This window comes from Sphingomonas yabuuchiae, assembly GCF_001477495.1.
Taxonomy (GTDB): domain Bacteria; phylum Pseudomonadota; class Alphaproteobacteria; order Sphingomonadales; family Sphingomonadaceae; genus Sphingomonas; species Sphingomonas yabuuchiae_A.
Genome location: NZ_LDTF01000010.1, coordinates 1 through 13,060 on the forward strand (window position 1 = coordinate 1; position 13,060 = coordinate 13,060).

Genomic DNA, 13,060 nt, shown 5'->3' on the forward strand with positions numbered 1-13,060 from the left:
ATCTCACACCTGGATGTCGCAGTTGCTCTTCTTCGGCAGCGTCAGATGGGTGTGAGAGACAGGCAGGGGGCGGGGCCTGTGCCGCGCCGCGCGGGCGAAAGGCGGGGTACGCCATTGTCGGGCTGGGCCGCTATGCCGAGCTGATCATGTCGAAATTCGCCGAATGCGAACAGTCGCGGCTGGTCGCGCTGGTCAGCGGCACGCCGGAAAAGCTGGCGCGCTTCGGCGAGAAATATGGCGTGCCCGAGACTCACCGCTATTCCTATGCCGATTTCGACCGCATCCGCGACAACCCGGATGTCGATATCGTCTATGTGATTCTGCCCAATTCCATGCACGCCGAATATGCGGTGCGCGCGGCCAAGGCGGGCAAGCATGTCATGTGCGAAAAGCCGATGGCGGTGTCGGTCGCGGAATGCCGCACGATGATCGCGGCGTGCCGGGCGGCGGGGCGCAAGCTGATGATCGGATACCGATCGCGGTTCGAACCGCACAACCGGCTGGCGATCGACATGGCGCGGAAGGGTTTCGTCGGGCCGACGCGGATCATCACGGCCGACCATGGCTTCAACGCGCAGCCCAACCAGTGGCGGCTGGACCGCAAGTTGTCCGGCGGCGGATCGCTGATGGACATCGGCATCTACAGCCTGAACGCGACCCGCTATCTGACCGGCGAGGAGCCCATGGAGGTCAGCGCGATCGAATCCACCGACCGCAGCGACCCGCGTTTCCGCACCGTCGAGGACAGGATCAGCTTCCTGCTGCGCTTCCCCTCCGGCATCGAGGCGACCTGCGTGTCGAGCTACAGCTCCAACCACAATATGTACCGCGTGTCGGGCACCGATGGCTGGATCGAACTGGAGCCCGCCACTTCTTATGAGGGGCAGAAGATGTGGGTCCGCCGCAATGGCCGGACCGAGGAGCAGCAGGTGCCCGCCGGCAAGGGCCAGCATGCCGGACAGCTCGACCATTTCGCCGAGTGCATCGCCAACGGCACCGATCCGCTGGTGCCCGGCGAGGAGGGGCTGGCCGATATGCGGGTGATCGAGGCGATCTATCGCTCGGCGCGGGAGGGACGGCGGATCACCCTGGCCTGACCGTCGCCACGGAGCCATGCGACGGATTTCGGCCCGAAATCCGTCGCATGGCACGGGGATTTGCTCTAACGTCGCTCCGCCGCCCGGCTTCGTCGGTCGCGGCCCTGGAGGATTGCACCCACTCATGACGACCGCCCCCGGCTTTCGCGACAGCCTGTACAGCGGCGGGATGTGCGGCGCGCTGATCGCCGAGCGTGACTGGTCGCAAACGGCGCTGGGGCCGATTACGGGCTGGAGCGCGCCGCTGCGCACCGCCACGCTGATCCTGTTGCGCTCGCCCGTGCCGATGGTGATGCTGTGGGGCGAGGGCGGCGTCATGCTCTATAACGACGCCTATGCGGTCTTTGCGGGCAAGCGGCATCCCCAGTTGCTCGGATCGCGGGTGCGCGAGGGCTGGCCCGAAGTCGCCGACTTCAACGACCATGTCATGCGCGTCGGCCTGGCGGGGGGCACGCTGCGCTATCAGGATCAGGAACTGACCCTGTACCGCAACGACGTACCCGAACAGGTATGGATGAACCTGGATTATTCGCCGGTCATCGATGACGATGGGCGGCCCGGCGGCGTGCTGTGTGTGCTGGCCGAGACGACCGGCCATGTCACCGCCAGGGCCGCGCTGGCCGAAAGCGAGGCGCGGTTCCGGCTGATGGTCGATACCGTGCCGCAGATCATCTGGATCGCCGATGCCGAGGGGCGGATGGAGTTCCTGAACCGGCAATTCTCCGATTATACCGGCGCCGCCTTCCAATCGCTGTCCCCGGCGGAGATTGCGGGGGCCTTCATCCATCCCGGCGACGGCCCGCATGTCGTCGCGGCGTTCCAGGCGGCCCGCGACAGCGAGGGCGTGCACCGGTCCGAGCACCGCATCCGATCGGCCGCGGGAGACTATCGCTGGTTCCTGGACCTCGCCCATCCCTATCGCGACCCGCGCACCGGCGAGATCGTCCGCTGGTTCGGATCGTCGGTCGATATCGATGACCGCAAGGTAGCCGAGGACCGGCTGCGCGAGCTGAACGCCACCCTGGAGCAGCGGGTGGCCGAGCGGACCGCCGAGCGCAACATGCTGGCCAAGCTGGTCGAACACACCGACATCATGGTCATGGCGATCGACCTGGATTTCAATATCCTGGCGCTGAACGCCGCCAATGCCGCCGAGTTCGAGCGGGTGTTCGGCGTACGCCCGCACACCGGCGACAATATGCTGGCGCTGCTCGACGACCGGCCGGTGTTCCGCGAGGAAGTGCGCACGGCCTGGACGCGGGCCATGGACGGCGGGCGCCTGACCGTCGTTCAGGAGTTCGGCGATCCCGATCGTGACCGGCCCTGTTACGAGATCAGCTTCCACCCCCTGTTCGACGAGGCGGGCGTGCAGGTCGGCCTGTACCAGTTCGTCACCGACGTGACCGAGCGCCTGCGCCGCGAGGCGCAGCTGGTCGAGGCGCAGGAGGCGCTGCGTCAGGCGCAGAAGATGGAGGCGATGGGCCAGCTGACCGGCGGCGTCGCGCACGACTTCAACAATTTGCTGACCCCGATCGTCGGGACGCTCGACCTGTTGCAGCACAAGCAGCTGGGCGGCGCGCGCGAACAGCGGCTGATCGCGGGCGCGGCGCAATCCGCCGAGCGCGCGCGGACCCTTGTCCAGCGGTTGCTCGCCTTTGCGCGGCGCCAGCCGCTTCAGCTGATCCCGGTCGACATGGCTCAACTGGTGGCGGGCATGCACGATCTGGTCGTCAGCACAACGGGGCCGCAGATCGCGGTCCAGGTCGATATCGCCCCCGGCCTGCCGCCCGCCGATGCCGATCCCAACCAGTTGGAGATGGCGCTGCTCAACCTGTCGGTGAATGCGCGCGATGCGATGCCGGAGGGCGGCACGCTGCGCATTACGGCGTCACGGCGCGACGCGGGCACCGATGGCGCGCCGGGCGACTATATCTGCCTGTCGGTCGCCGATACGGGCAGCGGCATGGACGCCGCCACGCTGGCGCGCGCGATCGAGCCGTTCTTCTCGACCAAGGGCGTGGGCAAGGGCACGGGCCTTGGCCTGTCGATGGTCCATGGCCTGGCCTCGCAGCTCGGCGGAGCGCTCGATATCCAGAGCGTGCCGGGGCAGGGGACGCGGGTCGCGCTGTTCCTGCCGGTCAGCGGATCGGCGCCGCCGGTCGCCGCAGCCGGACCGGCCTGTGCGGGGCCGACGAAGCGCAGCGGCCGCGTGTTGCTGGTCGATGACGAGGAACTGGTCCGCCACAGCACCGCCGACATGCTAGGCGATCTGGGCTATGCGGTGATCGAGGCGGGCTCGGCCGAGGAAGCGGTCCGGCTGGTCGAGGCCGACACGGCGTTCGACCTGCTCGTCACCGATCATCTGATGCCCGGCATGTCGGGCACCGACCTGGCCCGGCTCGTCCAGGCGCGGCGGCCGGGCGTCGCGATCCTGCTGGTCTCGGGCTATGCCGAGGCGGAGGGGGTGGAGCCTTCCATGCCGCGCCTCACCAAGCCGTTCCGCAAACAGGAGCTGGCGCAGATGCTCGCGCAATTCGCCAACGGGCCGGAGGCGATGGCCTGACGCTCTTCCGGGCTTCGGCATTTCGAGAATGTCAGCCGCGCGTCATCTTGTCCCGCGCTCCCCGCTGATATGCTCGTCCCCTATAGCTGGCATGGGGATGGTGGCATGGTGATAGGGGTGGGGACCGGGCGGATCGCGATCGCGGCGCTGTTGGTCGGGGCAGCGGCAAGTCCGGCCATGGCGCAGACGTGCAAGGTCGGCCAGATGGCGGCGATCCCGGTCACGATGCAGGGCCTGCGCCCGGTGGTCGAGACCCGGATCAACGGCAAGCCCGCCCCCTTCATCCTCGACAGCGGGGCCTTTTACAGCAACATCTCGCCTCCCGTCGCACGCGAACTGGGCCTGCCGGAACAGCCCTTGCCCTTCGGCTTCCGGGTGAACGGGATCGGCGGCAGCTCGGACGCCACCGTCGCCACGGTCAAGCACTTCACGCTGGCCGGGGCCGACATCCCGAACATTCAGTTCATCGTCAGCGGCAGCGATGTCGGACAGACCGGCTTGCTCGGGCAGAATGTCCTGGGTCTGAGCGATGTCGAATACGACCTGCCCGGCGGCATGGTCCGCCTGTTCAGGCCCAGCGGCTGCGCGCACGCCTCCATGGCCTATTGGACCGGCGGCAAGGGCTATTTTGAAATCCCGATCGAGACCAGGGATCAGGCGCACAGCCACACCGTCGGCACGGTCGAGCTGGACGGTGCGAAGCTGAACGCGACCTTCGACACCGGGGCGGCGCAGACCGTCCTGAGCTTGCACGCCGCCGCCCGGGCGGGCGTCCATCCCGGCGATCCGGGCGTCGAGGTGGCGGGATGGGAGCGTGGCCTCGGCCGCCATGTCGTCCAGGGTTGGACCGCGCGGTTCAAGCTGCTGAAGATCGGCAATGAGGAACTACACAATGTGCGGCTCCACATCGCCGATCTAGGGCCGCTGGAAACCGACATGCTGCTGGGCGCGGACTTCTTCGTGTCGCACCGGCTCTATGTCTCCAACCTCCAGCACCGCATCTATTTCACCTATAGCGGCGGGCGGCTGTTCGACGCGGTGGCCCATGCCGATCCAGCCACGGCGGCGGTCGTCGCGCCAGCCACCCCCGAGGCCGCGCCGCCGAGCGATGCGGAAGGCTATAGCCGTCGTGGCGCGATGTTCGTTACCCAGCACGACCTGCCCCATGCGATCGATGCCTTTACGCAGGCGATCGCGATGGCGCCCAGGGACCCGCGCTTTCCCCGCCAGCGCGCACTCGCCTATCTGGACCAGCATCGCCCGGTGCTGGCGATCGACGATCTGAACACCACGCTGACGCTCGACCCGACCGATACGCAGGCGCGGCTGATCCGCGCCGAGTTGCGGCTGCGCGCGGGCAATCCGGCGGGGACGATCACCGATCTCGACCTGCTGAACGGGCAGTTGCCGCGCGAGGACGCGGTACGGTTGCAGATGGCGCGGCTCTATTCGGGGGCGGACGCCTTCGATGCGGCGATCGCGCAATATGATCTGTGGATGGCCGCGCACCGTGACGATTCGCGTCGCAGCAGTGCGCAGAATGGTCGCTGCTGGTCGCGGATGCTGGCCGACAAGGATCTCGACAAGGCGCTTGGTGACTGCAACGCCGCCGTCCATGCGATCCCCAGCGATCCGAGCTTCCTCGACAGCCGGGCCTTCATCCATCTCCGCCAGAAGGACGACCGGGCCGCGCTCGCCGATTTCAACGCCGCGCTGACGATCGATCCGAAACGACCCTGGGCGTTGTACGGGCGCTCGATCGCCGAGACGCATCTGGGCATGACCACCGAGGCCGCACGCGACCGGACGCTGGCGACGGCGCTGGACAAACGCATGCCCGAGCGGATGAGGAAATACGGGATCGTCTAAGTTCATTCCTCCCCTGCAAGGGGAGGGGGACCATGCGAAGCATGGTGGAGGGGTGTCCCGCTCTCGATAGGGTGACACCCCTCCGTCAGGCCTGCGGCCTGCCACCTCCCCTTACAGGGGAGGAAGATGTGGCCTCAGAACGCCTTCGACACGCCGACGAAGAAGCCGCGACGCGGGCCGTATTGCGGCGCGCCGACACCCACGCCGGTCCCGTCGCGGATTTCGTATTTGTGGTCGAGCACGTTGATGACGTCGAACCGGATGTCGAGGTTCGGCCCCGCCAGATGCTGGCTCGCGGTCAGGTTGAATTGCGCATAGGGCGACAGCTTGGCGCCGTTGGGGATGGAATTGACGTCGTCGTCGCGGCGCAGGCCCGAACCATAGATCATGCTGCCGCCCAGCTTGGTGCCTTGCGCAAAGGCATAGGACAGGCCCGCCGATCCGGTGAACGTCTGGTCGTGATCCAGATAGATGTAATGCCGCGCGATGTAGTCGAGATCGTCCTGGCCGAAGCTGAACTGGCTGGATACGATGTTGCGCCCCTTGGCCTTGGCGGCGGCGAAATTGGCATAGGCGAGCAGACCACCGCGGGCATAGCTCATATTCGCCTCGATCCCGCCGATGCGCCCCTGCTTGTAGTTGAACGGGGTCAGGATGATCGGTGCGCCGAACTGCCCCTCGTCGATCAGGTTCTTCGAGATGCGGTAATAGGCGTCGATGCCATAGGTGAAGTAGCGGCTGGGCTTGGCCTGGAAGCCGACATCGAAATAATCCTGCCGCTCGGCATAGGGCACGTCGTTGACGGTGACGGACGGGTAGGCGCTGGTGCCGACGAACTTGGCGATGCTGGTATTGCCGACCAGTTCGAAGGGCGGCGGCACGAAGTAGCGCGAATAGCCCGCGTGCAGCGTGTAGATGTCGCCCGGCTGCCAGACCAGGTTGACGCGCGGCGACAACTGCCCCTCGCGCCGATAGCCGTTATAGAGGTCGTAGCGCGCGCCATAGTTGAGCGTCAGCTTGGGCAGCAGCTTCCACTCGTCCTGAAGATAGGCGCTGAAGCTGGTCGCGGTCTTGCCGCTATTGTCGACGATCGCAATCGGCTCGCCCGCCTGGGCGCCGCTGGCGTCGACGGGAAAGACATTGGTCGTGGTCGCACTGGTCGAGCGGTCGCGCGTCACCAGCAGGCCGCCGCGCAGCGTGTGGGCATCGCCGACATGATAGACCGCATCGACCTGTCCGCCGATCGCGAAGTCCTGCTTGTACGCCTGCTGCGCCTGCCCGTTATAGAGCAGCTCGCCCAAAATGTCGGGGCGATAGCGCAGCGAGGAATAACGCGCGAAGAGCGAGGCCTGCACGGTCAGCGGCTCGGCATCGTGGAGGAAGGCGACCTGGCCGAAGCCGGTCTTTTCCAGCTGCGTCTCGTTCAGCTGTTCGCTGGGAAAGGCGGTCTGGCCGTCGACGCTCCATCCGGCGCTCGGCTGCTGGCCGACGGGGTTGGGGATCTGGAACCACTGGTTGGAATAGCCGCCGACGAAGGACACGCGGTTCTGATCGTCCAGGATATGGTCGACATAGGCGAAGCCCTGATACTGGTCGGTATCGTCATGCACCGGGTTGGAGCGGCCATCGACGCTTTCGATGCCGAGCCCACTGTGCCGGTAATCGCCCGACACGAAGTAATTGGTGCTTCCCGAAGACCCGCCATAGGTCAGGCTCGGCTGGATGGTGTTGTGGCTGCCGCCATAGATGGAGGCGGTGCCGCCATTGTCGAACAGTCCGCTCTTGGTCGTGATGTCGATCACGCCCGCGGTGCGCAGGCCATATTGCGCGGGCAGCGCGCCGGTCAGGATGTTGACCTTGTCGACCAGGCGCGGCGACAGGGTCTGGCCGAACACCGCCAGCCCCTCGGGCAGGATGGTGCCGTTGATGCGATATTGCAGGCCGTTATGGTCGTCGCGGACATGGAACTGGCCGAAGCCGTCCTGCACGACGCCGGGCGCCTGGAGCAGGATCTGGTTGAACTGCTGGTTCTCGCCGCCGGGCAGCGCCTTGATCGTGGCGCTGGTGATTTCATAATTGGAGGCGCCCAGGCTGGGCTGGATATGCTCGCGCGCGGTGTCGAGCCGCTTGGCCGTGACGACGATGTCGGACGGCTGATTCGCCGTGGCCGCCGGGGTGGCGTCCGCATCGGGCGTCGGCACGCCGCGGGTCTGGGCGAGCGCGGGCAGGGCAATCGCGGACGACGCGACACAGCAGAGGAGAGCACAAAAACGCATTGACGACCCCAAATGTTATAACGTCTCCCGAGCGGGCTATCTTGCTGCACCGCGATGCGATGGCAAGGCGGGTCAGGGTTCATGACGCATTTGTAAGCGAGCCATCATGCGGGGCGCCGCCATGGCCAGGGGGCCGCGAGCGCGCTATAAGGGGCCATGGCCGAACGCTTCGAGAGACACCGCCAGCCCTGGCGCCAGGACGAGATTCAGAAACTCCACACGCTCGCTAAGAAGGGCATGGCGCTTAAGGCCATCGCCAAGGCGCTGACCCGCAGCGAGGAGTCGGTCAAGGCGCGGGCGAAGGAAGACGGGCTGTCGATCGCCAAGCTGCACTGAGGTTTCAGGGCGCGGTCCGTCCGCGCCCGGCCCGCGCTTCGATCGTCAGCGCAGGATGATGGCGGCCCCGTGCTTGTGCGCGCGGATTTCGTCCTCGGTCAGGCCGTTGATCTCGTGCGGGAAGATCAGCCAGTCATTCGTTTCATGGACGAAGAAGTCCGGCGTCAGGTCGGTCACGTTGCGGGACGGCTTGTAATAGACGGTCGCGACCTTGACCTCGTCGGGCATATTGTTCCGGCAGCGCTGCTTCAGTTCCTTCAGCAAGGCCCGGATCGAACGCCCGGAATCGAACACATCGTCGATCAGGAGCAGGCGATCCTCCGGGTTCAGGACGTCGACCAGATGTCCCAGCCCGTAAATGCGGACCTGCGGCTCCTGCTGGTCGATGCCGGTATAGGAGGCGGTGCGGATCGCGATATGGTCGCTCTGGACGCCACGATATTCGAGCAGTTCCTGGACCGCGATGCCGACCGGCGCACCGCCGCGCCAGATGCCGACGATATGGGTCGGGCGAAAGCCGGAGTCGAAGACCAGGTTGCCGAGACGGAAGGAGTCCTCCAGCAGGCGGTCGGCGGACAGGTAGATCTTGGTGGTCACGGCAATCGTCCATCATCATGGCGGAGCAGGGCGCGGAGCCTTCCGCGTCCGGAAAGATCGCCTATGTGATGCCGTCTGGCCGACAGGGCAAGCTGGCGGCGCTATTCCACGATCCGGCCGATCCGCACCAGCACCCCGCTCGGGTCGCTGACCGCGAATTCATAGGTGCCCCAAGGTTTGGCGTGCGGCGTGCCGGGCTCGATGATGCAGTCGCGGACCCGATCGGCGACCGCATCGACATCCTCGACATAAAGATAGAGGCCGAACGGATTGTCCTCCGTGCGCACCGGCCAGCCCGACATGTAGTTGAGGTGCAGATGCCAGCCACGTCCGTCTTCCAGGATGCGGTAATGACCGAAGTCTGCGGCGATCGAAAAGCCGAGCCGTTCGTAAAAGGCGGTGCTGGCATCGAGATTGTCGGCGGGGACGATGGCGACGCAGTGGTGATCCATGGTGATGCCTTCCTTGCGGCCGACCGGACGTGTTCACGGGGAAAGGTTCCGGCGGTTTCTCATGAAGTTATTGTCATGACATCTTGTGCGGTATTCGTGCCACCGGCAGGTTTGTCTTTGTTCTACAACGGGATAAGCTTGTCGCCAGTCCTGCGGCAAACATAAATCATACGATCGGCGGATATTTCAAACTATTGCTGGGTTAGGCCCCGCATCTCGCGGAGACCGATTATGGCCACAGCGGCACTATCCGATACTCGAACGTCCCCGTCGTCCGAAGGCGATCGCCGCCGTGCGACCCGCTGGTTGCAGGCGCTCAATTTCTTCATGGCCGATATGCAGGCGGGCATCGGCCCGTTCCTGGGGGTCTTCCTGCAGCAGCGCGGGTGGCAGACAGGGCCGATCGGCACCGTCATGACGCTGGGCGGCGTGGCGGGCATGGTAATGACCGTACCGGCGGGCGCGTTCATCGACCATACCGACAAGAAGCGCTGGGTGGTGGTCATCACCGGCATCTGCACGGTTCTGGCGTCGTTCCTGATCCTCTGGTCGCAGACCGGCATCGTCGTCGGGGTCAGCCAGGTGGCGACCGCCATTGCGGGCGCGGCGATCGGCCCTGCGGTGACCGGCATGACGCTGGGCGTCGTCCGGCAAAAGGGCTTCAACGCGCAGAACGGCCGCAACCAGGCCTGGAACCATGCGGGCAACATGGTCGGCGCGGGGCTTTCCGGCTTTCTGGGCTGGAAGTTCGGCATGCCCGCCATCTTCTTCCTGGCCGCTGCCTTCGGCGTGCTGGCGATCATCTCGGTCCTGTCGATTCCCGAACGCGCCATCGACCACCGCGCCGCGCGCGGGCTGGAAGACGAAGATGGCGACGATCAGGAAGGCGGACAGGCCGAGGGTTTCAAGGCGCTGCTCGCCAACAAGCCGATGCTGATCCTGGCGGGCGCGCTGGCCTGTTTCCATCTGGGCAATGGCGCGATGCTGCCGCTGTACGGCATGGCGGTCGTCGGGGCAGGGAAAGGCGACGCGGCGATGTTCACCGCGACCACCGTCATGGTGGCGCAGGCGGTGATGATCGTCGCCAGCCTGCTGGCGATGAAGGTCGCCGCCGGGCGCGGTTACTGGCTGGTCCTGCTGATCTCGTTCGCGGCCCTTCCCTTGCGTGGCTTTCTGGCGGGCACCTTCATCGAGCATTGGGGCGTGTGGCCGGTCCAGGCGCTCGACGGCATCGGCGCGGGGCTTCAGAGCGTGGCGGTGCCGGGCCTCGTCGCCTGCCTGCTCAGCGGCACCGGGCGTGTTAATGTCGGGCAGGGCGCGGTGATGACCATCCAGGGCGTCGGCGCCTCGCTGTCGCCCGCCATCGGCGGCTGGCTGGCGCAGGAACTGGGCTATCACATCGCCTTCTTCATTCTCGGCGGCTTCGCGGTGGCGAGCCTGGGGCTGTGGATCGGCTTTGCGGGCACGCTCCGCCCCGCCTGCGCCGGTGGCGCCAAGCCCGAGGAGGCCAAGGCATGAGCGGTATCGCTTGGGTCCATATCGGCGACCTGCATCTGGACGAAGCCGATGACTGGCAGGGGCTCGACCGGCTGAAGACCATCGTCGCGCAGGTGAACCGCCACATGGGCGAGGCGGACTTCGTCTTCGTGCCCGGTGACAACGCCAACCATGGCACGCCCGAGCAATATGCCCGGATGATCGATGCACTCGCGCCGCTGGCGCTGCCTTGGCGGATCATCCCCGGCGACCATGATTTCGAGCCGGGCGACTTGGTGAACTATGAGGCCGCGATCCCCAAGGCCAACCGGCCCGAGACGGACGTGATCGCCGGGCATCGCTGCCTGTTCCTCGACGTGGTGTCGGCCGGGGCGGGTGGTCCTGACTTCCGGCTGACCATGCATCACCGCAACAAGCTGGCCGAGGAGCTGGCGGGGGCCAAGGCGTCGGGCGAGGTGCCGCTGGTCTTCATGCACGCCTATCCCGGCGATCTGGCGGCAGACGGAGACCTCATCGCGCGCCAGTTCATCGACGGCGAGGTCGCCTTCGTCGATACCGGTCATACGCATTATAACGAGCTGCTGAATGACGGCCACGTAATCTATGGCGCGACCCGTTCGACCGCGCAGATCGAGGAGGATGGCGGCGCACCGGGCTTCACCATCGTCTGTGTTCAGGACCGGGTGGTCAGCTGGCGCTTCCGGCGGCTGGATGCGGCCTGGCCGCATGTCCAGATCGTGTCGCCGGGCGATGTCCGGCTCATCACCCGCCCGACCGACCCGCACCAGGTGCCCCGACCCGGTGCGGTCGAGGTGGTGGCGCGACTGTATGGGGCAGACACGCCGCCGGTCGCACGGGTGGGCGATACACATACGCCGATGACGCGGGGCGAGGATGGCCTGTGGCGCGCGACCGTGACGCTGGCCGAGGGATTGGGCGCGATCGAGGTCCGCTGCGGCGGAGGCTATGACCGGATAGACTGTCTCGTCCGCGACGGACATTCGATCCCGAAGCGTCGCCTGCCCGTTGCCCCCGGCGAGGATTGCCACGCGATCGGCGCCTGGCCTATCGCCGGGATCGACGGGGCCCGGCTCGGGCCCAACAAGAATGGGTGCGGATGGTGACGCTGGCTTACGGGGCCACCTGGGCGATTGCGGGGCTGTCGACGGCGGGCGTGATCGCGCGACCGATGCGGTGGCCCGAATGGATCTGGGCGGTGACGGGCGCGGTGCTGCTGATCGTGCTCGGCCTGATGCCGCTGGGCGAGGCGGGGCAGGCGGTGGCGAAGGGCACCGACGTCTATCTGTTCCTGATCGGCATGATGCTGCTCAGCGAGACGGCGCGCGAGCATGGCGCGTTCGACTGGATCGCCGCGACCGCCGTCAACATGGCGGGCCGGTCGCGCGCGAAGCTGTTCGCGCTGGTCTATGCGACGGGCGTGATCGTGACGACCTTCATGTCCAACGATGCGACCGCCGTCGTGCTGACGCCCGCCGTGTTCGTCGCAGCGAAGAAGGCGAAGGCCGATCCGCTGCCTTTGCTGTTCGCCTGTGCGTTGATCGCCAATGCGGCCAGCTTCGTTCTGCCCATTTCCAACCCGGCGAACCTCGTCCTCTATGGCGGGCACATGCCGCCGCTGGGGGCTTGGATGGCCGCGTTCGCGCTGCCCTCGCTGGCGTCGATCCTCGTCACCTTCGCGGTGCTGCGCTTCACCCAGCGGGCACGGATCGCGGGGGACTGCGAAAGCGATGTGACTCGCGACCCGCTGTCGACCGGCGGCAAGCTGGCGATGCTGGGAATCGGGCTGACCGCGCTGCTGCTGCTCGTCGTGTCGGCGCTGGACATCGAGCTGGGCCTGCCGACCGCATTGGCGGGAATCGCGACGGCGGTCATCGTATCGCTGCTGGCGGGGCGCTCGCCGCTGACGCTGGCCAAGTCGGTCAGCTGGGGCGTGCTGCCGCTGGTCGCGGGGCTGTTCGTGCTGGTCGAAGCGCTCGACCGAACGGGCGTGATCGCCTGGGTCGCGCAGGGGCTTCGCGACATGCTGGCCGATCCGACGCGGGCGGCGGCGGTGTCGGGTACGACGCTGGCTTTCGTCAGCAACGCGATGAACAACCTGCCCGCTGGCCTCGTCGCCAGCAGCGCCATCGCCCAGGCGCATCCGCCGCAGATCGTCACCGACGCGCTGCTGATCGGTGTCGATCTCGGCCCGAACCTGTCGGTGACGGGCTCGCTCGCGACGATCCTGTGGCTCCAGGCGATCCGGCGCGAGGGAGAGGATGTGAGCTTCCTGGCCTTCCTGAAGGTCGGCGCGGTCGCGATGCCGCTGGCCTTGCTGGCGGCGTTGGGGATTCGGTTGTTGATCGGGTGAGG

The 13,060-nt window shown here is 66.6% G+C and carries 10 protein-coding genes; 7 read left to right on the plus strand and 3 right to left on the minus strand.

Annotated features, from left to right (window positions below; translation table 11 throughout):
* The 3 genes from NS355_RS03820 to NS355_RS03830 all read left to right on the plus strand — a co-directional run.
* On the plus strand, window positions 1–1,097 hold a 1,097-nt coding region (locus NS355_RS03820; RefSeq protein WP_430726991.1), incomplete at its 5' end, for a Gfo/Idh/MocA family protein.
* 124 nt (window positions 1,098–1,221) lie between these two features.
* Entirely contained in the window at window positions 1,222–3,660 is a 2,439-nt protein-coding gene (locus NS355_RS03825; protein ID WP_058744477.1) for a PAS domain-containing protein, read from the plus strand.
* Between the two features lie 105 nt (window positions 3,661–3,765).
* Entirely contained in the window at window positions 3,766–5,529 is a 1,764-nt protein-coding gene (locus NS355_RS03830; protein WP_058744498.1) for an aspartyl protease family protein, read from the plus strand.
* 134 nt (window positions 5,530–5,663) lie between these two features.
* Here NS355_RS03830 and NS355_RS03835 read toward each other — a convergent pair whose 3' ends face one another.
* The gene (locus tag NS355_RS03835; RefSeq protein ID WP_058744478.1) at window positions 5,664–7,805 is read right to left on the minus strand and encodes a TonB-dependent receptor; all 2,142 of its coding nucleotides are present in this window, start codon (window positions 7,803–7,805) and stop codon (window positions 5,664–5,666) included.
* A gap of 156 nt (window positions 7,806–7,961) precedes the next feature.
* On the opposite strand from NS355_RS03835, the gene NS355_RS03840 reads away from it, so the two are divergent.
* Window positions 7,962–8,141, plus strand: coding sequence for a hypothetical protein (locus NS355_RS03840; protein WP_042490606.1), 180 nt, complete (start codon window positions 7,962–7,964; stop codon window positions 8,139–8,141).
* A 45-nt stretch (window positions 8,142–8,186) separates the two neighbouring features.
* Here the strand turns inward: NS355_RS03840 and NS355_RS03845 are convergent, their stop codons facing one another.
* Both NS355_RS03845 and NS355_RS03850 read right to left on the minus strand, forming a co-directional pair.
* Complete coding sequence (locus tag NS355_RS03845; RefSeq protein WP_058744479.1) at window positions 8,187–8,738, minus strand: phosphoribosyltransferase; 552 nt, start codon at window positions 8,736–8,738, stop codon at window positions 8,187–8,189.
* Window positions 8,739–8,839: 101 nt separating this feature from the next.
* Complete coding sequence (locus NS355_RS03850; RefSeq protein WP_058744480.1) at window positions 8,840–9,190, minus strand: VOC family protein; 351 nt, start codon at window positions 9,188–9,190, stop codon at window positions 8,840–8,842.
* 231 nt (window positions 9,191–9,421) lie between these two features.
* On the opposite strand from NS355_RS03850, the gene NS355_RS03855 reads away from it, so the two are divergent.
* Genes NS355_RS03855 through NS355_RS03865 form a run of 3 tightly spaced genes read left to right on the plus strand, consistent with a single transcriptional unit; the run spans window position 9,422 to window position 13,058 of the window.
* Entirely contained in the window at window positions 9,422–10,708 is a 1,287-nt protein-coding gene (locus tag NS355_RS03855) for an MFS transporter (protein WP_058744481.1), read from the plus strand.
* Window positions 10,705–11,811 carry a metallophosphoesterase gene (locus NS355_RS03860; protein ID WP_058744482.1) on the plus strand — a complete coding sequence of 369 codons (1,107 nt, stop codon included), beginning with the start codon at window positions 10,705–10,707 and terminating at the stop codon, window positions 11,809–11,811. The genes NS355_RS03855 and NS355_RS03860 overlap by 4 nt, the downstream gene beginning before the upstream one ends.
* Window positions 11,808–13,058 carry an arsenic transporter gene (locus tag NS355_RS03865; RefSeq protein WP_209445012.1) on the plus strand — a complete coding sequence of 417 codons (1,251 nt, stop codon included), beginning with the start codon at window positions 11,808–11,810 and terminating at the stop codon, window positions 13,056–13,058. Before NS355_RS03860 ends, NS355_RS03865 begins: the two co-directional genes overlap by 4 nt.
* Window positions 13,059–13,060: the final 2 nt, after the last annotated feature.

Excerpts from the sequence above, each read along its gene's own strand:
- NS355_RS03840 (WP_042490606.1), top strand. The coding sequence starts at position 7,962 with ATGGCCGAACGCTTCGAGAGACACCGCCAGCCCTGGCGCCAGGACGAG.
- NS355_RS03835 (WP_058744478.1), bottom strand. The coding sequence starts at position 7,805 with ATGCGTTTTTGTGCTCTCCTCTGCTGTGTCGCGTCGTCCGCGATTGCC.
- NS355_RS03860 (WP_058744482.1), top strand. The coding sequence starts at position 10,705 with ATGAGCGGTATCGCTTGGGTCCATATCGGCGACCTGCATCTGGACGAA.
- NS355_RS03830 (WP_058744498.1), top strand. The coding sequence starts at position 3,766 with ATGGTGATAGGGGTGGGGACCGGGCGGATCGCGATCGCGGCGCTGTTG.
- NS355_RS03850 (WP_058744480.1), bottom strand. The coding sequence starts at position 9,190 with ATGGATCACCACTGCGTCGCCATCGTCCCCGCCGACAATCTCGATGCC.
- NS355_RS03825 (WP_058744477.1), top strand. The coding sequence starts at position 1,222 with ATGACGACCGCCCCCGGCTTTCGCGACAGCCTGTACAGCGGCGGGATG.
- NS355_RS03855 (WP_058744481.1), top strand. The coding sequence starts at position 9,422 with ATGGCCACAGCGGCACTATCCGATACTCGAACGTCCCCGTCGTCCGAA.